The sequence below is a fragment of the Aquabacterium sp. CECT 9606 genome (assembly GCF_918741295.1).
In the GTDB taxonomy this organism is placed as follows: domain Bacteria; phylum Pseudomonadota; class Gammaproteobacteria; order Burkholderiales; family Burkholderiaceae_C; genus Aquabacterium.
In genome coordinates, this window is the sequence record NZ_CAKKNB010000002.1 from 573,689 (window position 1) to 595,159 (window position 21,471).

Sequence of the window (21,471 nt, forward strand, 5' to 3'; positions counted from 1 at the left end):
ATTCTGAAGCAAGCGGTGGTCAGACGGAAACGGAGTCCAGCACATCGCGCAGCACGGCCGGTACTTCGCCACGCCAATGGCGCAAGGGTTCGATCTTGATGTTGCCTTCGATCATGCCGCGCAGGCGGCACTGGTCCAGGTAGATCTCGCGCATGTGGGGCAGGGCAATGCAGGCGGCGGGCTGCAACTGGCCCAACTCGCGCGCCAGCTTGTAGTGGAAGTTGCCCAGCAGGGCTTTCTCCAAATGCGCCGACAAAGTCTGTTGCAGGGCAGTGCGGTTCGCCTCCGGGGCGCATTCCACCAGCAGCACATAGCCGGGTGACTGGTGCGTGCTGTGGTCCAGCGCCAGCAAGGTCACCGGCAAGGCGTTGCCCAGGGGCAAGCCATCTTGCGCCTGTTGCGCGGTCGTGGCGCTGATCTTCTCGCCCACCAGGTCGACGCCGTCATTGCGGCCCAGGAAGGTGAAACAAGGCACCTGCCCAAGGTGGCCATCGACGCGGATCACGTCGCTCATCTTGTAGCGCGCGAAGCCGCTGCCGGTGGTCATGATCGGGATCACGTCCTGGCCTTCGCGCAATTGCCAGGGCGCCAGCACGCGGCCATCCTGCGCATCCTGGAACTCGTAAAAGTGGCTAAGGTAAGACAGCGGATACCGGCCTTGGAACGGGAAGGTCACCACGCCTTCGGTGGCCCACAAGCCCTTGCCCTGGAAGTTGGCATGCGGCATCAGCGACTTGAGCTTTTGGGCCCAGGGCGCGGCGGCGGCCGTGTCCCAGGCGCTGAGCACGGCCAGCTGTGGCCAAAGCTTGGCAAAGAACCCGGAATTCATCGTGCCATCCCACTCGCGCAGCAGCTGTGCGGCACGCGGTGATTGGGGGCAGGGCAGCCCGGCCATGTGCGAGGTGCGGCTGCCCCACTGGCCACGCGACAAGGCCTCGGCCAGCTCTTCGCGCCAGCGACCCATCTGCTCCAGCAGGCCCAGGCCAAACGTGGGGCTCCATACCGAGATGAAGCCCAGTGCTTCGTCGGCCACCAGGTAGGCCAGCGTGGCGAACAACGAGTCGTCTGAGGTCTCGGCCAGCGCGATCTCTTGAGGTGCGGCCTGGGTCAGGTAGGCCAGCAGGCGCTTGCCCCAAGACAGCATCTTCATGTCGTCGTTGATGTCGCCTGCGGTCTGACCTCGCATGTCGGTGGGGATCCACGACAGTGACCAGTAGTGCGTGCCATTGGCCTGACCCGGGAACTGGCGGTACAAGTCGCCCACCCACGCCGTGATCACCTGGTCCAGCTCATCCAGGAACATCTTGGTGTAGGGGATCCACTTCACCGCGGAGGTCGAGCCGCTGGTGGGCTGGTAGCGCATCACCGGCGAATCGATCAGCAGGTTCTGCTTGCGCTCGCGTTGTTGCAGCAGCAGGTCGGCGTAGTCGCCATAGGCCGTCACCGGCTGCTGGCGCGCGAACTCTTCCCACGACCAGTCCGCGCGGATGCCGCGGCGTTGTCCTTCAGGTGAATTGGAAGCAGCGGACAGCCAGCGCGACAGCCTGGCGCGCTGGATCGATTCCAGTTCACCAAGATGCCGTTCAAAACGGCGCCGGCCCGGGGCGACCAGCAGTTTGAGAAGGTGGTGTCCTAGGGTATGACTGGCCCCCATGTCAGGAGGCCTTGGTCCGTTCGATCGCCTCGTCGGCGTCAACGTCCAGCCATGCCTGCTTGTTGTGGTCCACGTTCGATGTCGCTTGACGCTTGGCCAGTTCCAGGCCTTCTGGGCGGTGCGTGCCCAGGATGTGTTTCTTGATCCACTTCCAGGGCACGTCCACGATCGAGCGGAACAAGCTCTCGTAATCGCAGGCCGCCAGGCAAGGCACCTCGGTGCCACGGCGCCAGCTGGGGTTCACCTTCTCGAAGAAGGCGATGTGCGGATTGGCCGCGACCAGCTCGGGTGTGATGGTGGCCACGTCGCCCTTCAGCCGCACATAGGTTTCGCCGAAGTCCAGCAGCATCTTCTCGCGGTCAAACGCGTCGGGGAACAACTGCTGGCAATACGCCTCGGTGACGCGGCGGTACTGGTCGTCCTTGCCGTTCACGTTGGGGTAGTAGTTGTAGAAGTTGTTGGTCATCAACAGGTACGTCTTGTAGCCCTTGGAGATCAGGAACCAGTAGAAGGGCACGAAGGGGCGCTTCAGGCGCTCGATGATCAGGCGGCGGTAGAACGTATTGGCCAGGGCATTGTTGCCCCAGTAAGCCTGCTCGATGATGGTGTCACCGCTGAAGATGCCGCGCACGCGCTTGCCGTCCACCTTCAGGTCAAAAAACGTTTGCGTCGAAAAGCCCACGATCTGGTCGTCCACTGCGCGGGTCACCAGGATCACGCCAGACTTTTTCGACAGGTCGGTCAGGAAGATGTCCAGCGAGGTGTTTTCGTAATACTTGGCGTACAAGTCATACATCTGCTTGATGTTGGTGACCGTCACGGAGCTGATGGGCCGGAAGAAGGTGCTCACCTTCTCTTTTTTGCTAGTTGCAGACATAAAAATACTCCACCGGGGCGCCCAAGGCCTGGACAACAAACCCGGCAACCCTCCGAAATGGGGAGCGTTGAATGGGTTGGCTGAAAAACAAAATGTTGCAATTACTTGCCTGTTGATCAGGATGCCGGTCTTGTCCAAAATCGAGCATGGGGCTTGCCCGAGGAGCCCCCCCAATCAGGGGGTGTGCCGATATACACTGACCATCACACATGGACGACTACACCCCTTCGATTTCGCTGTGCGTGGCGCAGGCGCCGCAAGACTGGGAGCAGGCTGCGGCCATCCTTGCCGAGTACGGTGATTCACTGGGTGTGGACTTGTCGTTCCAGGCGTTCGACTGGGAGCGGGCTGACCCGGCGGCGGCCTACGCTGGCGGCGGCGAGGTTTTCTTGTTGGCCACGGTCGATGACGCTGTCGCGGGCTGTTGCGCCTTGCGCTCCCTGCTGGATGCGAGCGAAGCCAACGCCTGTGAAATGAAGCGCTTGTATGTGCGCCCCGCTTTCCGTGGCTTTGGCTTGGGCCGCATGTTGGTCGAAACCTTGATGCAGCGCGCCCGTGAGTCCGGCTTCGGCACCATGTTCGTGGACACCTTGAGCGACATGGAGGCGGCCCGCGAGCTGTACACCAGCCTGGGCTTTGAGCCCACGGAGCCCTACTACTTCAATCCACTGCCAGGTGCCCATTACTTCCGCGCAGATCTGGACGGCGTCGTCAGCCGCTACTGAGTCTGCAATCTCCTGGTGTGCTTCGACCCGCGCTTGAGGGGTTCTTGTCTTGTGTATGACGTAAGACTGGATTCGACATAAGTAAGCGCGTATAATCTTTAGGTTTTGTCGACACCATGAACCCGTCAGCCTTGGATGACAACCGGAAAATCGAGGACGTCTTTGAAGACTCCACCGAGGATTCGGAACCTCCGATCAGGCAATGGACGCGCGATGAAGTCGTGGCCCTGAAGGCCCGGCAGCCCGCGGTGTCCTTGTGGCGGGTGCTTGCAATCCAGGCGCTGATGGGCTTGCTGCTCGCTTTGGTGTCCTGGTGGCTTGGTGGGTACCGCAGCAATGTGGTTTGGTCAGCGTTATACGGTGCGGCCTGTGTGGTGGTGCCTGGTGCGCTGTTCGCCTACGGAATGAGCCGGCAGGTGTCTGCAATCAATCCCGGTGTGGCCGTCTTCGGCTTCATGCTGTGGGAGTTTGTGAAGATTGGTGTGGCAGTCATCATGTTGGTGGCTGCCATCAAAGTGGTGCCGCAACTGAGTTGGCCTGCCTTTCTGGTGGCGCTGGTGGTGTGCATCAAGCTGAATTGGCTGGCCTTGTTCATGCAAGGTCGGGTGAAGAAAAACGTCGCGAGCGACAACCGCTAACTGAGATCAACGATGGCAGCTGAAGGACAAGAAGAGCACGCCCTGACCGCCAGTGGTTACATCACGCACCACTTGCAGCACTTGCAAAAGAACTTTGACTGGGCGAACGTCAAGCAGGCCAAGATTGTTGACTTCACGGTCTTCAACATCGACTCCCTGTTCTGGTCGCTGATCATCGGTGTGATCGGTTCGTTTGTGCTGTGGTCGATCGCGCGTCGCGCCACATCGGGTGTGCCCGGTCGTGCGCAGGCCGCCATTGAAATGCTGTTCGAGATGGTCGACAACCAGGCCAAGGGCATCATCAAGAACGCCAACAGCCGCAAGATCGTTGCGCCGCTGGCCTTGACCGTGTTCGTCTGGATCTTCCTGATGAACTTCATGGACATGCTGCCAGTCGACCTGCTGCCGCAAGCCTGGCACCACGCTGGTCCTGCGCTGGGCTATGACCAGTATTTCCGCGTCGTGCCCACGGCCGACCTGTCCACCACCCTGGGTCTGTCCACCAGCGTGCTGCTGATCTGTCTGTTCTACAACATCAAGATCAAGGGCGTGGGCGGCTGGTCCCACGAACTCGTGGCCGCGCCTTTCGGCGACCACTTCCTGCTCTACCCCATCAACTTCCTGATGCAGCTCATCGAGTTCACCGCCAAGACCGTTTCGCACGGCATGCGGTTGTTCGGCAACATGTTCGCTGGCGAGCTGGTGTTCATGCTGATCGCTTTGATGGGTGGTGTCTGGTCCTGGCAGTTCAACCCCACTGAAGGTTATTTCTGGTTGGGCATCGGCCACGTGGCCGCCGGCACCATCTGGACCTTGTTCCACATCCTCGTGATCACGCTGCAAGCCTTCATCTTCATGATGCTGACGCTGATCTACGTGGGTCAGGCGCACGATCATCACTGATCGATCTGTCAGCGGTATTTCGGTTTTCCCTTTCCCTTTCGTTCTCTTTCATTTTTCTACTTAGGAGTCATCATGGAACATGTTCTCGGTCTCGTGGCACTGGCCTGCGGCATCATCGTTGGTCTGGGCGCTATCGGCGCTTCGATCGGTATCGCTTTGATGGGCGGCAAGTTCCTCGAGTCGTCGGCTCGTCAACCTGAGCTGATCAACGAACTGCAAACCAAGATGTTCATTTTGGCTGGTCTGATCGACGCGGCCTTCCTGATCGGCGTGGCCATTGCCCTGCTGTTTGCTTTCGCCAACCCGTTCGTGCTGGCTTGAGTCACCCCGAACCTTTCACGACTGAAAGGCTCGCGCCGTGAATATCAACGCAACACTCTTCCTCCAGGCCATCGTTTTTGCGATCCTGGTGTGGTTTACCACGCGCTTCATCTGGCCGCCTTTGACCAAGGCCCTGGACGAACGTGCTCGCAAGATCGCTGACGGTCTGGCTGCGGCCGACAAGGCCAAGTCCGAATTGGCCGTGACCAACAAGCGTGTCGAAGAGCAGCTCGCCCAGACCCGCGAAGAAAGCACCAAGCGCATTGCTGACGCTGAAAAGCGTGCCCAGGCCATCGTCGAAGACGCCAAAAAGCGTGCCGAAGACGAAGGCGCCAAGATCATCGCTGCTGCCAAGGCTGATGCCGAACAGCAAGTGGTCCGGGCCCGTGAATCGCTGCGTGAGCAAGTGGCCACACTGGCTGTCAAGGGCGCTGAGCAAATCCTGCAAAGAGAAGTCAACGCTGGCGTTCACGCCGAGTTGTTGAACCGTCTCCAGACGGAGCTCTGACATGGCTGAGCTGGCAACCATCGCGCGCCCCTATGCCGAAGCCCTCTTCAAGGTCGCCCAACAAGGCGACGTGAAGAGCTGGTCTGGGCAGGTGGAGGCGCTGGCCAACGTCGCGGCTGATCCTCAGCTGCGAGAGTTCGCTGACAACCCCAAGACCCTGCCCGCGCAGGTGTTCGATGTGTTGACGGCCGCTGCCAACCAGTCGTTCGATCCCCACATGCAGAACTTCCTGCGTGTCGTGATCGACAACGGCCGGCTGGCCGCGTTGCCTGAAATCATCGGGCAGTTTCACGCCTTGGTGAACGCCAGTTCCGGTGTGTCCGACGCCAAGATCTTCAGCGCTTACCCGCTGGATCAGGCTCAGCTCACCAACGTGGTCAGCGCGCTCGAAAAGCGCTTTGGCCGCAAGCTGGTCGCCACCGTGGAAGTCGAGCCCGAATTGATCGGTGGCATCCGTGTGGTCGTCGGTGACGAAGCACTGGACACCTCGGTCAAAGCCCGACTGGAACGCATGAAGGCTGCATTGATCGCCTGATTGCGTCTGATTGACTGATGACTGCGCCGCATCGACACAACTGGATCGACCTTATCCGTCGGGTTGTCTCAGGTGTGCACTTGAGACAGATTGACCCAACTGGGAGCTAAGCATGCAATTGAATCCCGCCGAAATTTCTGAACTGATCAAAAGCCGCATCGAGGGCCTGAGCGCATCGGCGGACCTCCGCAACCAAGGCACCGTTCTGTCGGTGACCGACGGTATCGTCCGCGTCCATGGCTTGTCCAACGTGATGCAGGGCGAAATGCTGGAATTTCCTTCCACCGCCGCTGGCACCCCGACCTTCGGTCTGGCCCTGAATCTCGAGCGCGACTCCGTCGGCGCCGTGATCCTGGGCGAGTACGAACACATCTCCGAAGGCGACACCGTGAAGTGCACGGGCCGCATTCTGGAAGTGCCTGTGGGCCCCGAGCTGGTTGGCCGCGTGGTCAACGCGCTGGGTCAACCGATCGACGGCAAGGGCCCCATCAACGCCAAGATCAGCTCGCCCATCGAGAAGATCGCCCCTGGCGTGATCGCCCGTGAGTCGGTGTCGCAGCCTCTGCAAACCGGCCTGAAGTCCATCGACTCGATGGTGCCCGTGGGCCGTGGCCAGCGCGAGCTGATCATTGGTGACCGCCAGACCGGCAAGACGGCCGTCGCGATCGACGCCATCATCAGCCAGAAGGGCCAAGGCGTCACCTGTATCTACGTCGCGATCGGCCAGAAGGCCTCGTCGATCAAGAACGTCGTGCGCGCACTGGAAAACGCTGGCGCGATGGAATACACCATCGTTGTCGCTGCTTCGGCTTCCGAATCGGCCGCCATGCAGTTCGTGTCGCCCTACTCGGGTTGCGCCATGGGCGAGTACTTCCGCGACCGTGGCGAAGACGCCCTGATCGTGTACGACGACCTGTCCAAGCAAGCCGTGGCTTACCGCCAAGTGTCGCTGCTGCTGCGCCGTCCTCCAGGCCGCGAAGCTTTCCCTGGCGATGTGTTCTACATCCACTCGCGCCTGCTGGAACGTGCAGCCCGCGTGAACGCCGATTACGTTGAAGCCTTCACCAAGGGCGAAGTCAAGGGCAAGACGGGTTCGCTGACGGCACTGCCCATCATCGAAACACAAGCCGGTGACGTGTCGGCCTTCGTGCCCACCAACGTGATCTCGATCACCGACGGCCAGATCTTCCTGGAAACCAGCCTGTTCAACGCCGGTATCCGCCCCGCCATCAACGCCGGTATCTCGGTGTCGCGCGTCGGTGGTGCTGCCCAGACCAAGCTGATCAAGAACCTGTCCGGTGGTATCCGTACCGACTTGGCCCAGTACCGTGAACTGGCCGCCTTCGCGCAGTTCGCCTCCGACCTGGACGAAGCCACCCGCAAACAGCTGGACCGTGGTGCCCGCGTGACTGAACTGCTCAAGCAGGCTCAGTACTCGCCGCTGCCGATCTCGCTGATGGGTGCCACTTTGTTCGCCGTGAACAAGGGCTTCATGGACAGCATCGACGTCAAGAAGGTCCTGGCTTTTGAATCTGGTCTGCACCAGTTCCTCAAGACCAGCCACGCCCCGCTGTTGGCCAAACTCGAACAGACCAAGGCGCTCGACAAGGACGCTGAAGCCGAGCTTCAGTCGGCCATCGTGGCGTTCAAGAAGTCGTTCGCCTGATCAGGAGCACGTCATGGCGGCAGGCAAGGAAATACGCGGCAAGATCAAGAGCGTAGAGAACACCAAGAAGATCACCAAGGCCATGGAAATGGTCGCGGCTTCGAAGATGCGCAAGGCGCAGGAACGCATGCGTTCCGCCCGCCCTTACGCTGAAAAGGTGCGCAACATCGCGGCTCACCTGTCCAAGGCCAACCCCGAGTACGTCCACCCCTTCCTGGTCGCCAACACTGGCGCCAAGAAGGTCGGGCTGATCGTGGTGACCACGGACAAAGGCCTGTGCGGTGGTCTCAATACCAACGTGCTGCGTGGTGTGACGACAACGCTGAAAGAGCTCGACGCTCAGGGCAATACCGCGGAGATCGTGGCGATCGGCAACAAGGGCTTCGGCTTTGCCAACCGCATCGGTGCCAAGGTGGTGGCGCACGTGACCCAGTTGGGTGACACGCCTCACCTTGAAAAGCTGATCGGCCCCGTCAAGGTGCTGCTCGACGCGTATGCGGCGGGCGAGCTGGCCTCGGTACAGATCTGCTACACCCGTTTCATCAACACGATGAAGCAGGAAGCCCTGGTCGAGCAGTTGCTGCCTTTGAAGGCCGAGACGCTGGCGTCCGCGCCTGCCCACCAATGGGACTACATCTATGAACCCGACGCCAAGTCGGTGATCGATGACCTGTTGTTGCGCTACGTCGAGGCACTGATCTACCAGGCTGTGGCCGAGAACATGGCGTCCGAGCAATCGGCGCGCATGGTGGCCATGAAGTCCGCAACCGACAACGCTGGTTCTGTGATCGCTGAGCTCAAGCTCATCTACAACAAGACCCGCCAGGCGGCGATCACCAAAGAATTGTCCGAAATCGTGGCCGGTGCGGCTGCGGTCTGACCCAGATTTAATTGATTGAAGGAACCAAAATGGCTGACACTCAAGCTGTAGGTAAGGTCGTTCAGTGCATTGGCGCCGTGGTGGACGTGGAGTTCCCACGCAACCAGATGCCCAAGGTGTATGACGCCTTGAAGATGGACGGTTCGGCACTGACCCTGGAAGTCCAGCAGCTGCTGGGCGACGGCGTGGTGCGTACCATTGCGCTGGGCTCGTCCGACGGCCTGCGCCGCGGCATCACGGTGTTCAACACCAATGCAGCGATCACCGTGCCCGTGGGTCCTGCGACCCTGGGCCGCATCATGGACGTGCTGGGCGCGCCCATCGACGAACGTGGTCCCGTGGACCAGGCTCAAACCGCCTCCATCCACCGCAAGGCCCCTGCGTACGACGAACTGTCGCCATCGCAAGAGCTGCTGGAAACCGGCATCAAGGTGATCGACTTGGTCTGCCCGTTCGCCAAGGGCGGCAAGGTGGGTCTGTTCGGTGGCGCCGGTGTGGGCAAGACCGTGAACATGATGGAGCTCATCAACAACATCGCCAAGGCCCACAGCGGTCTGTCGGTGTTCGCTGGTGTGGGTGAGCGTACCCGTGAAGGGAACGACTTCTATCACGAGATGGCCGATTCGGGCGTCGTGAACCTGGAGAACCTGGGCGAGTCCAAGGTCGCCATGGTCTACGGCCAGATGAACGAACCCCCGGGCAACCGTTTGCGCGTGGCCCTGACCGGCCTGACCATCGCCGAGTCGTTCCGCGACGAAGGCAAGGACGTGCTGTTCTTCGTGGACAACATCTACCGCTACACCCTGGCCGGCACCGAAGTGTCCGCACTGCTGGGCCGCATGCCTTCCGCCGTGGGTTACCAGCCCACGCTGGCCGAAGAAATGGGCCGCCTGCAAGAGCGCATCACCTCGACCAAGGTCGGTTCGATCACCTCCATCCAGGCCGTCTACGTGCCAGCGGATGACTTGACCGACCCATCGCCTGCCACGACCTTCGCCCACTTGGACTCCACCGTGGTGCTGTCGCGTGACATCGCTTCGCTGGGCATCTACCCCGCCGTGGACCCGCTGGACTCGACCTCGCGTCAGCTGGACCCGAACGTGGTGGGTGAAGAGCACTACAACGTGGCCCGCGCCGTGCAAGGCACGCTGCAGCGCTACAAGGAACTGCGCGACATCATCGCCATTCTGGGCATGGACGAGCTGGCCCCTGAAGACAAGCTGATCGTCTCGCGTGCTCGCAAGATCCAGCGCTTCCTGTCGCAGCCTTTCCATGTCGCTGAAGTGTTCACGGGCTCGCCTGGCAAGTACGTGCCCCTGTCTGAAACCATCCGTGGTTTCAAGGGCATCGTGGCTGGCGAATACGACAGCCTGCCGGAACAAGCGTTCTACATGGTTGGCACCATCGACGAAGCCGTTGAAAAGGCCAAGGGCATTCAGTGATTGATCTCCGGTCCTGATCCGCTTCACCCCTTCGAGAAAGCCCGTTATGTCCACCATTCACGTTGACGTTGTTTCGGCAGAAGAGTCCATCTTCTCTGGCGAAGCCACGTTGGTGTCGCTGCCCGGTGAGTCCGGCGAGCTTGGCATCCTGCCCCGTCACACGCCTTTGATCACCCGCATCAAGGCAGGCGCCGTGCGCATCCAGCGCGCCGACAACAACGAAGAAGAATTTGTCTTCGTGGCTGGCGGCATCCTGGAAGTGCAGCCTGGCACCGTGACGGTGTTGGCCGACACGGCCATCCGCGGCAAGGACCTCGACGAGTCCAAGGCCAACGAAGCCAAGCGCCTGGCGCAAGAAGCCGTTCAGAACGCCAAGGGCGACCTGGACCTGGCCAAGGCCCAGAGCGAATTGCAGATCATGATTGCCCAGTTGGCGGCCCTTCAGCGCCTGCGCAAGAAGTGATCTGAAAAAGCGCTACATTGCCCGCCAAAAGCCCGCCACTGTGCGGGCTTTTTTCATGGGCGCGGGGGCTTGCTGGAAGCACCGTTGCCGGCTTCGCGAACGGCCATGGCCGTCATGCCCGTCCAGCGGCGCACGGCGCGGTGGAAAGAGCTGGTCTCGGCGTAGCCGGCCTCGGCCGCGATGCGGGCCAGGGGCAGGTCGGTCAAGCGCAGTTGCATCAAGGCGCGCTCCTTGCGTGCCTCTTCCACCAGGCCTTTGAAGTTCAGTCCCTGAGCGGCCAACTGCCGCTGCACATGCCTGGCCGGGCCCGGGCTGAGTCCGTTTTCGTGCAGCCCCGTGCAAATGAGGTCCAGGGTGGGGCTTTCACCGCGGTCCAGCGCCAGCAAGATGGCCTGCTGAACCCAGGCTTTCAGGGCATCTGCATCCTGGGTGCGGGCCTGCCACTGCCGCCGTGCCATGGTGCTCATGAGGTCGTGGATCGGCGGGTCGGCGTTCGGGTTGACCCAGCCCAGCCAATCGGCGGGCATCAACTCCCGGCACTGGGCGGCGCGGAAATTCACGGGGCCGCCAATGAAGTCCTGGAATGGGCGGACGTTCGCTGGCGGCTCGCAGGGCAGTTCGACCAGCGCCGGCACCAGCTCGCGGCCAGACACCCAGCGAGCGAAGCCCAAGCGCGAGGCAGTGAAAAAAGACCAGAAATGGTAGTCATCGGGCAAGGGCCCCAATGGCTCGTGGCGCGCCTCCAGGTGGGATCCGGCCACGCTGAAGTGGCCACGCAATTCGGTGCACAGCAGGCTTTGCAATTGCTCGAACAAGGCCAGACCATCGCCACCGAGCTTGCAGCTCATGAGGGCGTAGCCCAGTGATCCGAGATGGGTGGGACGCACCAGGCTGGCCACATGCAGTCCAACGTGGTCATCGCTCAGCCGTTGGGACGCCTTGGCCAGGGCCTGGCTCAAACGCCATGCGGGCACACGCCGCCCCTCGTCCTGGGCGGGCGAGCTGGGCAGTGCCAGGATGTCAAGGATGGCCTGGGCATCCTGGCCCTGCGCCTGCATGTAGTCCGCCAACACGCGCACAAACGACGCGCTGAAGCCGGACCCGGTCGAGCTGCCAGGGATCAAAGAAGGGGTGACTGCGGTGCTCATGGGTTGCCGATGTTAGCGGGTCGTGGCGGCTTGTGCGGCCACTGCGGTGGTGTCTGCGGTCAGTGACGGGCTGGCGTTGCCGCATCAACATCCAGAGACAGTTTCACGCCCCAAGGTCTACCCGATGATGTCGTCTCCGCAGTCCCTGTCCGCTTCGCCTTTGCCAGTCCAGCCCCCCAGCCGCCATGGGGCAGACCTGGCCGTCAGCCGCCGCATGGCTGCGCGTTTGAAGATGACGATTTCCGGGCCTTGCGAGCCAAGCGAGGCTGAATGGGCCGCCATGGGCGCGGCCTTGTGGCGCGGCGATCCGCTGGCCGATGACGTGGCGCGGTGGTTGCACGAGGTAGGCATGAACGAAGGGCGCGGGCAGTTGCAGCGCGCCATGGCACAAGGCGTGTCCGAAGGCGATGGCACGCCGCCCGCCTTGCGGCGCCTGATCGAGCAGGTTCAGACCGTGCCGGATTGGGTGGATCCGGTGTTGATGGCGCAGGGCGCGCGGTTCTTGCAAAGCACCGGTTTGCACGGCATGCGCGTTCTGCGCGACGCGGGTCTGATGGCCGGCTACCAGGCCTCGGCCATCAACCAGACCCTGGTGCAGACCGGGGCCTTGAGCCGGGGCGCGCAAAAGCGGGTGTCCGAGACCACGTCGTGGTGGCTCGACTGCACCGCCGATGGCGGGTTGGCACCCCATGGCCCAGGCTGGAAGGCCACGATGCATGTGCGCGTGATGCACGCGCTGGTGCGCCAGAATGTGCGCCAGCGTCCCACCTGGGATGCCGCCAGTTTGGGCCTGCCCATCAACCAGCTTGACCTGCAGGCCACCTACCTGGCGTTCAGTGTGGTGCAGTTGCTGGCCTTGCGCACCACGGGCTTCGTGGTGACGAAGTCGGATGCGCGCGCCGTCATGCACTTGTGGCGTTACATCGGCTGGCTGATGGGGGTGGACGAGGCCTGGCTCTGCGATGACGAAATGAAGGGGCGCATTCAGCTGTACCACAATGTCATCAGCCAGGCACCCCCTGATGCCAGCAGCGTGGCCTTGGGTCGGGCCTTGATGGACGAGCCCTTGCAACGGCACTATGCCTGGGGACGTGCCTGGCGGGGGCACTTCGACAAGGCGCGCCACCTCAGCCTGATCCGTTGGTTCGTGAGCCGTGAGGGCATGGGGCACCTGGGCTTGCCCGTGGTCTTGCCCTGGTACCCGCTGCTGACGTTCCTGCCTCTGTTGGTTGTATCGGGGCTGCCGCGCCTGCTGCCTGGATCGCTGGGTGAACGGGCCGCCCGCATTCGGCGAACGCAGTTGGCCTACTGGCGCCAGGAAATGGGTGGTGACCAGCCGCGGGAGCATTGCCCTAGACTGTAGGGCTATCCCACGGAGACCCCACGATGTCCACCGCGCGCCCCGCCGCCACCAAGTCCAGCGTCAAGAAGACCCCCTCGAAGAAAACCGCCGCGCCCTTGAGCATTCAGGACTACCTTCAAAAGATCCTGACCAGCCGGGTGTACGACGTGGCCATTGAAAGCCCGCTGGACGAGGCGCGCGGCTTGTCGTTGCGCCTGGGGCACCACGTGTTCTTCAAGCGCGAAGACAAGCAGCCGGTGTTCAGCTTCAAGCTGCGGGGCGCCTACAACAAAATGGCCAAGCTCGATCCCAAGGCCCTGGCCAAGGGCGTGATCTGTGCCTCGGCGGGCAACCACGCGCAGGGCGTGGCCATGGGGGCCCGGCGCCTGGGTTGCCAGGCCATCATCGTGATGCCGGTGACCACTCCGCAAGTCAAGATCGATGCGGTGGCGCGCTTTGGCGGCGACAACGTCCAGATCGTGCTGCATGGCGAGAGCTACTCCGACGCGGCCCTGCACGCCAAGGCGCTGGAGCAGAAAAAGGGTCTGACCTTTGTCCACCCCTTCGACGACCCGGACGTGATCGCAGGCCAGGGCACCGTGGCCATGGAGATCCTGCGCCAGCATTCCGGCCCCATTGACGCGGTCTTCGTGGCCATTGGCGGCGGCGGCTTGATCAGCGGCGTGGCCGCCTACATCAAGGCGGTGCGGCCGGAGATCAAAGTCATCGGTGTGCAGACCAACGATTCGGATGCGATGACGCGCTCGGTCAAGTCGGGCAAGCGCATCACGCTGGCCGACGTGGGCCTGTTCGCCGATGGCACCGCGGTCAAACTGGTGGGCGAGGAAACCTTGCGTCTGACCCGCGAGCTGGTCGACGAGTTTGTCGTTGTGACGACGGACGAGGTGTGCGCGGCCATCAAGGACATTTACCAGGATACCCGCTCGATCGTGGAGCCCTCAGGGGCGATGGGCGTGGCGGGCCTCAAGCAATACGCGGCGCGCCACGGCGGCCAGGGGCGCACCTACGTGGCCATCAACTGCGGCGCCAACATGAACTTCGACCGCCTGCGCTTCGTGGCCGAGCGTGCCGAAGTGGGCGAGCAACGCGAGGCCCTGTTGGCGGTCACCATCCCTGAAGAACGTGGCTCGTTCAAGCGCTTTTGCGAGCTGATTGGCCCACGCAGCGTGACCGAGTTCAACTACAGAATTTCGGACGAACAGGAGGCGCATGTGTTCCTGGGGGTCAGCGTCAAAGGCAAGGGCGAATCAAGCCGCCTGGCGCACGAGTTTGAATCCCACGGTTTTGCCGCGGTCGATTTGACGCAGGATGAGCTGGCCAAGACGCACATCCGCCACATGGTGGGGGGGCGTTCAAGCCTGGCCGAAGGCGAGCGCCTGTTCCGCTTCGAATTTCCGGAGCGCCCGGGCGCCCTGATGAAGTTTCTGACCAGTTTGCCACCGGGCTGGAACATCAGCCTGTTCCATTACCGCAACCAGGGCGCCGATTTTGGCCGCATCCTGGTGGGTTTGCAGGTGCCCAAGCAGGACACCAAGGCCATCAAGCCTTTGCTGGACGCGCTGGGCTATGTTTACGCGGACGAGACGCGCAACCCGGTCTACCGCTTGTTCCTGCGCTGAGCGATCAGAGCGGGCGGTTGCCGCCTGGACGAACCGGGCGGTTGCCGCCGTTGTTGTTCATCTGGGGCTGGTCTTGCGATGGCATGGGCATGCCTTCGGGGGCGCCCGCCATGCCGGAGTTGATGTCGGGCCGCGCGCCTGGCATCTGCTGTGGCGCTGGCGCTTCGGCCGTGAACCCGGTGGGGGGTGGCAAGGATCCGGTGGCGGCGGCAGGCAGCAAGGGTAGATCGAGCCTGACAGTGGCAGGCCCCGCGGCAGGGCCGATTTCGGCGCCGCGCTGGTTGACGGTGAGCAGGACCATGTCGCCATCGACGGAGCCGCCAGCGCGCACGGCGCGTGCAGGTTTACCGTCCACGGACAGCAAGGCCAGGCCGCCCTTGTCGCCATCGTGGCGCGGAGCGACCACGCCCAGCAACTTGATGCGCTCAGCCAACATGGAGGCGGCGGTGGGATCGGGTTGCCCAGGGTCGGCCGCCGCGGCAGGGCCGGTCAGCAGTTTGCGCATGTCGCCACGGGCCGCGTTGTCGAGGGACACCGCGGTGGCGTTGGTCGGAACGGCCGTGGGCTGCGCCAGCCAGCGCAGGCCCCAATAGGCCAGGCTGGCCGCGACGGCGGCCCAAATGAGGAGGGCTAGGATGCGAGATGCCATATTCCGGCCATTATCATCGTTGTTGATCAGTCCGAGGCGTGAAAACAGGGCCCAAGACCTCGGGTTGATCCCGCATAGGATGCTCCTCAAGCTCGGGCATGCTTGCGACCTCGTCCGCGCCGGGGAACCTCCCTGGCGTTCTGGGCTCTAATCTCTCAGTCAAGTCACCACACGGATCTCCGCATGAAGATGTTTGCTCGACCCACCCAGCACCACCTCCGGGGCGCGGCCCGGGCCCTGTCGCGGGGCTTCACCCTGATCGAACTGATGGTCGTGCTGGTGATCATCGGCCTGCTGGCCGCCCTGATCGTGCCCAATGTGCTGGAGCGCGCCGATGACGCCCGCGTCACGGCCGCCAAAACCGACGTGAGCAACCTGATGCAGGCGCTGAAGCTGTACCGCCTGGACAACCAGCGCTACCCCACGGGCGAACAAGGCCTGCAGGCCCTGGTGACCAAGCCCACCGCCGCCCCTGTTCCGTCCAACTGGAAGCCTTACCTCGAAAAGCTCCCCAACGACCCTTGGGGCGCAAACTACCAGTATGTCAACCCGGGCGTGAAAGGCACGGTCGATGTTTTCAGTTTTGGCGCCGACGGCCAAAGCGGTGGTGAAGGCAAGGATGCCGACATCGGATCCTGGCAGTAAGTTGCCCTACCGGCCCCCATCGGCGCGCGGCTTCACGCTGCTCGAACTCATGGTCGTGGTCGCGTTGATCGCGATCACCACGGCCGTCGTGGCTTTCGCGGTCCCTGATCCCTCGTCCACCCGCCTGGAGCGCGAGGCCGCGCGCCTGACCGCCATCCTGGAATCGGCGCGGGTGCAGGCGCGTGCCGGCGCCATGACCATCCGCTGGGTGCCCGAGCCCAACGGCAAGGGCGACGACTACCAGTTCATCGGCTTGCCCGAGGCCTTCATGCCCCCACTGAAATGGGATGCGCGCGAGATCAAGGCCGAAGTGGTGAACGGCGGCATCGGCATCGGCATGAAGAAAAGCATCGTCCTGGGGCCCGAGCCCGTGATCGGTGCCCAAAGCATCATCTTGCGCCTGGAAGATCGGCAGATCATCATTGGCACCGATGGGCTCAATCCCTTTGACGTGATCACGGGTGCGCCCGGCGAGGCCGATCAGGAGGGGGGTGACCGTGCGCCAGCTTGATGAGCCGCAGTCCATGGGCGGCATGACGCTGATCGAAGTGCTGGTCGCCCTGGCGATCGTGGCGATCACCTTGTCGGCTGGTATCAAGGCCGCGGGCGGCTTGACATTGAACGCCCAGCGCGTGACCGATCTGACCGTGGGCCAGTGGTGCATCGAAAACCAGTTGTTCGTCTTGAAGGCAAGCGCCACCTTCCCGGACGTGGGCGACAGCGAGTTCAAGTGCCAGCAATTGGGGCGTGAGTTCAAGGGCAAGCAATCCGTGCGGCCCACCGTCAATGCGGCCAACTTCAGGCGCGTTGAAGTGCAGGTGCTGGACGAGGAGGGGCAGTCGGTGGTCAAGGTGATCACCGTGCTGCCTAGGCCATGAAGCGCCTTCGCATCAGCACAGGCTTCACGCTCATCGAGGTGCTCGTGGCCCTGGTGATCCTGTCGGTCATGGCAGCCACGGCTTTCAAGGGCATGGACAGCATCAGCCGGGCCCGCGAGGTGGCCGAGGGCAAACTCAAGCGCACCCTGCGTTTGCAGTCGGTCATGACCCAATGGGATGCCGACATGGCCTCGGTGATCGACATCCCCACCCTGAAGACCGGCGCTATTCAGGGGCAAAGGTCGTTCTTGTTCAATGGCAGTTACCTGCGCTTGACCCGGCAGGCGCCGGGTGGCGTGCAGGTGGTGGCGTGGAGCTTGCGCGATGGGCGGTGGGAGCGTTGGGCTGGCCCACCCGTTTCCACAGTGGGTCAACTTGAGGCCCAGTGGACGCAGGCCGATCAGTTGAAAGGCACCGAGCCGGGCACCTTGACCATGCTCAAAGGCGCTCTGCAGTGGCAGATGTACTACTACATTGGGGTGAGCGGCAGTAGGCTCGAACCCACCAACCCGCAGTCCACAGGCAACAACCAGCTGCCCGTGGCCGTGCGTTCAATCCTGACCTTGGGACCGGCCAGTGGCTTTGAGGGCGTGGCCATGCGCGACACCTTCCTGGCTGCTCATTGAGGCGATGACATGAAGCGCTCCCAACCTTCCAGGCTGCTGGTGCGACAACGCGGCGCGGCCTTGTTGATGGCCATGGTCATCGTGACCGTGGTGGCCACCATCGCCTCGTCGATGGTGTGGCAGCAATGGCGCGCGGTTCAGGTAGAGTCGGCCGAGCGCGGTCGCCAACAATCGGAATGGCTGCTGGTGGGCGCCCTCGACTTTGCGCGACTGGTGCTGAAGGAAGACGGGCGCCGCGTGCAGACGGGGGGGCAGCCAGAACCGACCCATTTGGCGCAGCAGTGGGCTCAGGATTTGAAGGAAATGCGCTTGTCCACTTTTCTGGCTGTGGACAAGGACAACACCGACGATGCGCCTGACGCGTTTCTGTCGGGCAAGGTGTCGGACATAAATGCGCGCTACAACCTGCGCAATTTGCTGCTGATCAGTCCCAACCCAGGCTTGGTGGATGTGGATCCGCAGCAGGTGAAGGTGCTGCGCGACTTGTTCACCAACATCAATTTGCCGCCCGATTTGGCGCCGCAGATCGCCGAAGCCCTGAGAAAAGCGACCTTGGCCGCCATGGACACGACGCAATCCTTCGCGGCCTTGGGTGGGGAGTCTGGCCGGGCAGCCGCGCCGTTGATGCCCCAGCGCCTGGATCAATTGACCTGGCTGTTGCCCAAGCTGGGCGCGGACACCGTGGAGCGCATGCGCCCCTACGTGGCGTTGTTGCCTTACCTGAACGTGCCGCAGGGGGGCATCACGGCCATCAATGTCAACACCGCCCCCAAGGAAGTCATCGCGGCGGTGTGGGGCATCGACACCGCCACTGCCGAGCGCATCGTGCGGACCCGGCAAAGCCACTATTTTGAAGACGTGGCCGAGGCCCAGAAGCAAGTGCCCATCGTGCCCATCCCCGCCGACGCCATCCAGGTGACCTCCGAGTACTTCGAGGTGACCGGCATACTGCGCCTCGAAAACCAGATCATGAAGAACCGGCACCTGGTCAAGCGCTCAGGCCAAGCCAGGCAAATTGACGTGATTGTGATGAATCAGGAGCGCTTTTCCGGCGTTGATCCTGGCAACTGACAAGACAGTATCTATCCTTAAACGTGTCTTATTTCGCGCCTCCTACAATGCCAAGGCATCTACCCTTGATGTGCTGTTCCCTTTTCGACCCCTTTGACTGCCGGGCATGAGCATCCTCATCCTTCAATTACCCGCGCGTTCGCGCCTGAATGCCGACCTGGCCGTGGCGGAGCCGACCTCGTCTGCCGCGCAGGCGACCAAGGAATACGCGTACGTTTTGAGCGCCGATGGGCAGACTGTGGCGCGGCAAGGGCGTTGTGCCTTGTCCATGGTGCCGCGCGCCGACACGGTGGTGGCGGTGTTGGCGCCGACCGACATCAGCTGGCACCGCCTGACGGTGCCGAAGGCCCCGGCCGCGCGCCTGCGCGCCGCCCTGGCCAGCATGCTGGAAGAGGCCATGCTGACCGACCCCGAAGACATGCACCTGGCCCTGGCGCCCGGTGCCAAGGCCGGCCAGCCCGCCTGGATCGCGGCCTGCGACCTGACCTGGCTCACCAGCCAGTTGATGCTGCTGGAAAAAGCCAAACTGCGCGTGGACCGCGTGGTCCCTGCCGTGTGGCCCGATGAGCCCGCCACGGGTTATTTCCATGAAGTTCACGAAGCCGGCAGCGGTGCCGCGCCCGATCGCGGCCTGGAAATCGTCCTGACCTGGTCGACCCTGGACGGCGTGGCCAGTTGGCCATTGACCGGCGGCTTGTCGCGCGCCCTGGTGCCCGAAGCCTTGCCGCCACAAACCCGTTTCTTTGCCACACCGCAGGTGGCTTCGCCCGCTGAGCGCTGGTTAGGCCAGGCCGTGACTGTGCAAACGCAGTCTGAGCATTTGCTGCAGGCCAACCGCTCGCTGTGGAACCTGTTGCAATTTGACCTCACCCCCAACAGCAAAGGCTTCAACGCGGTCTCCGACCGGTGGCGCCAGTTCCTGAGCCCGCAGTGGCGCCCGGTGCGGGTGGGCATGGCGGCCTTGGTGGTGGTCCAGCTTCTGGGCTTGAACCTGTGGGCCTTGCAGCAGGAGCGGCAGCTCAAGCTCAAGAAGGCCGAGATGACCACGATTCTGAAGCAGGCCTACCCGCAGGTCACCGTGATCCTGGACCCGGCCGTTCAGATGCAGCGCGAGACCGAAGCCTTGCGCGCCGTCGCGGGGCAGCCGGGCGACAACGACCTGGAGGGCTTGATGTCTCTCGTGGCCAGCGCCTGGCCCAACGAGATGCCTTCCACCAACCTGCAATACGACGGCACCAGCCTGACCCTGGCGCCTCCGCCGGCCTGGGGTCCCGCAGACATCGACCAGTTCCGCAGCAAGCTGTCGGCCACGGGCGCCCAGGTGGAGGTGGCCGATGGCCGCCTGAACGTGCGCCGCGGCTCCCGCGGTTGAGCCGATCGACATTGACACAGACCTATGAGCACTGAATCAGAAGCCACCTCCTTCAACGTCCTGCGGCAGCAGTGGCTGGCGCGTTGGACCGCGATGGCGCCGCGTGAACGCCAGATGGCGCAGGCGGCCGCGGCCCTGGTGTTGCTGACTGTGCTGGTGCTGGTGTTCATCCGCCCTGCCTTGAAAAGCATGCAGCAAACGCCGGTGCAATTGCGCGAAATCAGCACCCAGGTGGGCCGCATGCGCGCCTTGGCGGACGAGGCCCAGGTTCTGCGCCAGCAACCCCCCGTGCCGCCCGTGCAGGCCGAAGCCGCCTTGAAGGCGGCCACCGAGCGCCTGGGCACGGGCGCCCGGATGAGCTTGCAGGCTGATCGGGCCACGGTCGAATTCACCAAAGTGAGTGGCGGGGCGTTGGCCGATTGGCTGGCCGAGGTCCGTGTGGCCGCCCGCGCCAGGCCCCTTGAGGCCAATTTGGCGCAATCGGAACCAGGCCATTATTCGGGCACCGTGGTGCTGGGTCTGGCCCCCGGGCAGGCTTCGCCTCGCTGAGCAGGAACACGCCGCGCATGTCGATCCTCGCCAACCTGAAATCCCCCGCCGCCTGGTGGTCTGGCGGCATGGCCGCGACCACGCGCTGGATGGAATCCACGCTGGAGGTCGCGCGCTGGGAAAACATGCGCAAGGCCGGGCGGCGTTGGGGTTGGTGGGGCGCGGTTTTGGGCACCTTGCTGGGCTTCATCTTGTATGCGCCGGCCAGTTGGCTGGCCCAGGGCGTGGTGGTGCTGAGCGAAGGCCGCTTGTTGTTGGCCGAATCTCAGGGTACCGTGTGGAATGGTGACGCCGTGGTGGTGCTGACCGGCGGGCCCGGAAGCCGGGACGCCCGGGCCTTGCCAGGCCGTCTGGCCTGGAAGCTGCGGCCGCGCCTGACGGGTCTGAGCCTGACGGTGCAGCAGGACTGCTGCATGCCCACACCGGTGGTGGTTCATGTGCAACCAGGGTTTGGCCGCGCGCGGATCGCGGTGTTCAGCCAAAGCAGTGCTTCGGCGCCTTTGTTGCCCACGGGGCCGATCGGCCACTGGCCAGCGGCCTGGTTGACCGGTTTGGGCACGCCCTGGAACACCTTGCAACTGGGCGGTGTGGTGCGCGTGAGCAGCAACGCCTTGGTGGTCGAATGGGTTCATGGCAGGGTTCGCTTCGAAGGGCAGGCGCAAGTCGATTTCAACGATGTGTCCTCCAGCGTCACGACGCTGGACCGACTGGGGTCCTACCGGCTTGATTTGCTGGGCGACCCGCAAGGGCGCGTGAATGTGTCGCTGATGACCTTGGATGGCGCCTTGCAGCTGTCTGGTCAAGGGCAAATGGGTTTGAATGGTTTGCGCTTCCGGGGTGAAGCGCGGGCCAATGAAAGCGAGCGCGGTGCGCTCGACAGTTTCCTGAACATCATCGGTCGTCGCATGGGCGACCGTTCCGTAATCTCGATCGGATAAG

At 63.1% G+C, this 21,471-nt stretch carries 24 protein-coding genes; 20 read left to right on the forward strand and 4 right to left on the reverse strand.

Going from position 1 to position 21,471, the window contains the following annotated elements:
- Window positions 1–19: 19 nt before the first annotated feature.
- On the reverse strand, window positions 20–1,654 hold the full coding sequence (locus LQ232_RS10325; RefSeq protein ID WP_230180234.1) for a GH3 auxin-responsive promoter family protein: 1,635 nt from the start codon (window positions 1,652–1,654) through the stop codon (window positions 20–22).
- A 1-nt stretch (window position 1,655) separates the two neighbouring features.
- Window positions 1,656–2,531, reverse strand: a complete 876-nt coding sequence (locus LQ232_RS10330) for a hypothetical protein (protein WP_230180235.1) — start codon at window positions 2,529–2,531, stop codon at window positions 1,656–1,658.
- A 209-nt stretch (window positions 2,532–2,740) separates the two neighbouring features.
- On the opposite strand from LQ232_RS10330, the gene LQ232_RS10335 reads away from it, so the two are divergent.
- The 10 genes from LQ232_RS10335 (at window position 2,741) to LQ232_RS10380 (ending at window position 10,612) form a co-directional block, all read left to right on the forward strand.
- Window positions 2,741–3,256, forward strand: a complete 516-nt coding sequence (locus LQ232_RS10335; RefSeq protein ID WP_230180236.1) for a GNAT family N-acetyltransferase — start codon at window positions 2,741–2,743, stop codon at window positions 3,254–3,256.
- Between the two features lie 116 nt (window positions 3,257–3,372).
- A complete protein-coding gene (locus LQ232_RS10340; RefSeq protein WP_230180237.1) occupies window positions 3,373–3,894 on the forward strand; it encodes an ATP synthase subunit I in 522 nt (173 codons plus the stop codon).
- Between the two features lie 12 nt (window positions 3,895–3,906).
- Entirely contained in the window at window positions 3,907–4,797 is an 891-nt protein-coding gene (atpB, locus tag LQ232_RS10345; RefSeq protein WP_230180238.1) for a F0F1 ATP synthase subunit A, read from the forward strand.
- A gap of 72 nt (window positions 4,798–4,869) precedes the next feature.
- Window positions 4,870–5,118 carry a F0F1 ATP synthase subunit C gene (gene atpE, locus LQ232_RS10350; protein WP_230180239.1) on the forward strand — a complete coding sequence of 83 codons (249 nt, stop codon included), beginning with the start codon at window positions 4,870–4,872 and terminating at the stop codon, window positions 5,116–5,118.
- 37 nt (window positions 5,119–5,155) lie between these two features.
- Entirely contained in the window at window positions 5,156–5,626 is a 471-nt protein-coding gene (locus LQ232_RS10355) for a F0F1 ATP synthase subunit B (RefSeq protein ID WP_230180240.1), read from the forward strand.
- Between the two features lies 1 nt (window position 5,627).
- Window positions 5,628–6,161, forward strand: coding sequence for a F0F1 ATP synthase subunit delta (locus LQ232_RS10360; RefSeq protein WP_230180241.1), 534 nt, complete (start codon window positions 5,628–5,630; stop codon window positions 6,159–6,161).
- A gap of 112 nt (window positions 6,162–6,273) precedes the next feature.
- On the forward strand, window positions 6,274–7,827 hold the full coding sequence (gene atpA, locus LQ232_RS10365) for a F0F1 ATP synthase subunit alpha (protein ID WP_230180242.1): 1,554 nt from the start codon (window positions 6,274–6,276) through the stop codon (window positions 7,825–7,827).
- Window positions 7,828–7,840: 13 nt separating this feature from the next.
- Complete coding sequence (gene atpG, locus LQ232_RS10370) at window positions 7,841–8,707, forward strand: F0F1 ATP synthase subunit gamma (protein ID WP_230180243.1); 867 nt, start codon at window positions 7,841–7,843, stop codon at window positions 8,705–8,707.
- Between the two features lie 29 nt (window positions 8,708–8,736).
- On the forward strand, window positions 8,737–10,149 hold the full coding sequence (gene atpD, locus LQ232_RS10375; RefSeq protein ID WP_230180244.1) for a F0F1 ATP synthase subunit beta: 1,413 nt from the start codon (window positions 8,737–8,739) through the stop codon (window positions 10,147–10,149).
- Between the two features lie 46 nt (window positions 10,150–10,195).
- Window positions 10,196–10,612 carry a F0F1 ATP synthase subunit epsilon gene (locus LQ232_RS10380; protein WP_230180245.1) on the forward strand — a complete coding sequence of 139 codons (417 nt, stop codon included), beginning with the start codon at window positions 10,196–10,198 and terminating at the stop codon, window positions 10,610–10,612.
- A gap of 53 nt (window positions 10,613–10,665) precedes the next feature.
- Here LQ232_RS10380 and LQ232_RS10385 read toward each other — a convergent pair whose 3' ends face one another.
- Complete coding sequence (locus tag LQ232_RS10385) at window positions 10,666–11,760, reverse strand: AraC family transcriptional regulator (protein WP_230180246.1); 1,095 nt, start codon at window positions 11,758–11,760, stop codon at window positions 10,666–10,668.
- Between the two features lie 124 nt (window positions 11,761–11,884).
- On the opposite strand from LQ232_RS10385, the gene LQ232_RS10390 reads away from it, so the two are divergent.
- Window positions 11,885–13,123, forward strand: coding sequence for an oxygenase MpaB family protein (locus LQ232_RS10390; protein WP_230180247.1), 1,239 nt, complete (start codon window positions 11,885–11,887; stop codon window positions 13,121–13,123).
- A gap of 23 nt (window positions 13,124–13,146) precedes the next feature.
- Window positions 13,147–14,742 carry a threonine ammonia-lyase, biosynthetic gene (ilvA, locus tag LQ232_RS10395; RefSeq protein ID WP_230180248.1) on the forward strand — a complete coding sequence of 532 codons (1,596 nt, stop codon included), beginning with the start codon at window positions 13,147–13,149 and terminating at the stop codon, window positions 14,740–14,742.
- A gap of 4 nt (window positions 14,743–14,746) precedes the next feature.
- On the opposite strand, the gene LQ232_RS10400 is transcribed toward ilvA, so the two are convergent.
- Complete coding sequence (locus LQ232_RS10400; protein ID WP_230180249.1) at window positions 14,747–15,391, reverse strand: hypothetical protein; 645 nt, start codon at window positions 15,389–15,391, stop codon at window positions 14,747–14,749.
- A 183-nt stretch (window positions 15,392–15,574) separates the two neighbouring features.
- Between LQ232_RS10400 and gspG the strand changes: the two genes are divergently transcribed.
- From gspG to gspN, 8 genes are all read left to right on the forward strand, one after another.
- A complete protein-coding gene (gene gspG, locus LQ232_RS10405; protein ID WP_371820182.1) occupies window positions 15,575–16,036 on the forward strand; it encodes a type II secretion system major pseudopilin GspG in 462 nt (153 codons plus the stop codon).
- Entirely contained in the window at window positions 16,011–16,547 is a 537-nt protein-coding gene (locus tag LQ232_RS10410; RefSeq protein ID WP_230180250.1) for a Tfp pilus assembly protein FimT/FimU, read from the forward strand. The genes gspG and LQ232_RS10410 overlap by 26 nt, the downstream gene beginning before the upstream one ends.
- Window positions 16,534–16,914 carry a type II secretion system minor pseudopilin GspI gene (gene gspI, locus LQ232_RS10415; RefSeq protein ID WP_230180251.1) on the forward strand — a complete coding sequence of 127 codons (381 nt, stop codon included), beginning with the start codon at window positions 16,534–16,536 and terminating at the stop codon, window positions 16,912–16,914. The genes LQ232_RS10410 and gspI overlap by 14 nt, the downstream gene beginning before the upstream one ends.
- Window positions 16,911–17,540 (forward strand): prepilin-type N-terminal cleavage/methylation domain-containing protein, encoded by a 630-nt coding sequence (locus LQ232_RS10420; protein ID WP_230180252.1) that lies wholly within the window; start codon window positions 16,911–16,913, stop codon window positions 17,538–17,540. The genes gspI and LQ232_RS10420 overlap by 4 nt, the downstream gene beginning before the upstream one ends.
- Before the next feature lie 9 nt (window positions 17,541–17,549).
- A complete protein-coding gene (gene gspK, locus LQ232_RS10425) occupies window positions 17,550–18,611 on the forward strand; it encodes a type II secretion system minor pseudopilin GspK (RefSeq protein WP_230180253.1) in 1,062 nt (353 codons plus the stop codon).
- Between the two features lie 106 nt (window positions 18,612–18,717).
- Window positions 18,718–19,983 carry a type II secretion system protein GspL gene (gspL, locus tag LQ232_RS10430; RefSeq protein WP_230180254.1) on the forward strand — a complete coding sequence of 422 codons (1,266 nt, stop codon included), beginning with the start codon at window positions 18,718–18,720 and terminating at the stop codon, window positions 19,981–19,983.
- A 24-nt stretch (window positions 19,984–20,007) separates the two neighbouring features.
- Entirely contained in the window at window positions 20,008–20,532 is a 525-nt protein-coding gene (gspM, locus tag LQ232_RS10435; RefSeq protein WP_230180255.1) for a type II secretion system protein GspM, read from the forward strand.
- Between the two features lie 17 nt (window positions 20,533–20,549).
- Window positions 20,550–21,470: a type II secretion system protein N gene (gspN, locus tag LQ232_RS10440; RefSeq protein ID WP_230180256.1), complete on the forward strand. Its 921-nt coding sequence runs from the start codon at window positions 20,550–20,552 to the stop codon at window positions 21,468–21,470.
- The last annotated feature ends 1 nt before the right edge of the window (window position 21,471 follow it).

Excerpts from the sequence above, each read along its gene's own strand:
- LQ232_RS10390 (WP_230180247.1), top strand. The coding sequence starts at position 11,885 with ATGATGTCGTCTCCGCAGTCCCTGTCCGCTTCGCCTTTGCCAGTCCAG.
- LQ232_RS10360 (WP_230180241.1), top strand. The coding sequence starts at position 5,628 with ATGGCTGAGCTGGCAACCATCGCGCGCCCCTATGCCGAAGCCCTCTTC.
- gspK (WP_230180253.1), top strand. The coding sequence starts at position 17,550 with ATGAAGCGCTCCCAACCTTCCAGGCTGCTGGTGCGACAACGCGGCGCG.
- LQ232_RS10330 (WP_230180235.1), bottom strand. The coding sequence starts at position 2,531 with ATGTCTGCAACTAGCAAAAAAGAGAAGGTGAGCACCTTCTTCCGGCCC.
- ilvA (WP_230180248.1), top strand. The coding sequence starts at position 13,147 with ATGTCCACCGCGCGCCCCGCCGCCACCAAGTCCAGCGTCAAGAAGACC.
- gspL (WP_230180254.1), top strand. The coding sequence starts at position 18,718 with ATGAGCATCCTCATCCTTCAATTACCCGCGCGTTCGCGCCTGAATGCC.
- LQ232_RS10340 (WP_230180237.1), top strand. The coding sequence starts at position 3,373 with ATGAACCCGTCAGCCTTGGATGACAACCGGAAAATCGAGGACGTCTTT.
- LQ232_RS10410 (WP_230180250.1), top strand. The coding sequence starts at position 16,011 with ATGCCGACATCGGATCCTGGCAGTAAGTTGCCCTACCGGCCCCCATCG.
- atpB (WP_230180238.1), top strand. The coding sequence starts at position 3,907 with ATGGCAGCTGAAGGACAAGAAGAGCACGCCCTGACCGCCAGTGGTTAC.
- LQ232_RS10420 (WP_230180252.1), top strand. The coding sequence starts at position 16,911 with ATGAAGCGCCTTCGCATCAGCACAGGCTTCACGCTCATCGAGGTGCTC.
- atpA (WP_230180242.1), top strand. The coding sequence starts at position 6,274 with ATGCAATTGAATCCCGCCGAAATTTCTGAACTGATCAAAAGCCGCATC.
- LQ232_RS10325 (WP_230180234.1), bottom strand. The coding sequence starts at position 1,654 with ATGGGGGCCAGTCATACCCTAGGACACCACCTTCTCAAACTGCTGGTC.
- LQ232_RS10335 (WP_230180236.1), top strand. The coding sequence starts at position 2,741 with ATGGACGACTACACCCCTTCGATTTCGCTGTGCGTGGCGCAGGCGCCG.
- atpD (WP_230180244.1), top strand. The coding sequence starts at position 8,737 with ATGGCTGACACTCAAGCTGTAGGTAAGGTCGTTCAGTGCATTGGCGCC.
- gspN (WP_230180256.1), top strand. The coding sequence starts at position 20,550 with ATGTCGATCCTCGCCAACCTGAAATCCCCCGCCGCCTGGTGGTCTGGC.
- gspM (WP_230180255.1), top strand. The coding sequence starts at position 20,008 with ATGAGCACTGAATCAGAAGCCACCTCCTTCAACGTCCTGCGGCAGCAG.
- atpE (WP_230180239.1), top strand. The coding sequence starts at position 4,870 with ATGGAACATGTTCTCGGTCTCGTGGCACTGGCCTGCGGCATCATCGTT.
- LQ232_RS10385 (WP_230180246.1), bottom strand. The coding sequence starts at position 11,760 with ATGAGCACCGCAGTCACCCCTTCTTTGATCCCTGGCAGCTCGACCGGG.
- atpG (WP_230180243.1), top strand. The coding sequence starts at position 7,841 with ATGGCGGCAGGCAAGGAAATACGCGGCAAGATCAAGAGCGTAGAGAAC.
- LQ232_RS10380 (WP_230180245.1), top strand. The coding sequence starts at position 10,196 with ATGTCCACCATTCACGTTGACGTTGTTTCGGCAGAAGAGTCCATCTTC.
- gspG (WP_371820182.1), top strand. The coding sequence starts at position 15,575 with ATGAAGATGTTTGCTCGACCCACCCAGCACCACCTCCGGGGCGCGGCC.
- LQ232_RS10400 (WP_230180249.1), bottom strand. The coding sequence starts at position 15,391 with ATGGCATCTCGCATCCTAGCCCTCCTCATTTGGGCCGCCGTCGCGGCC.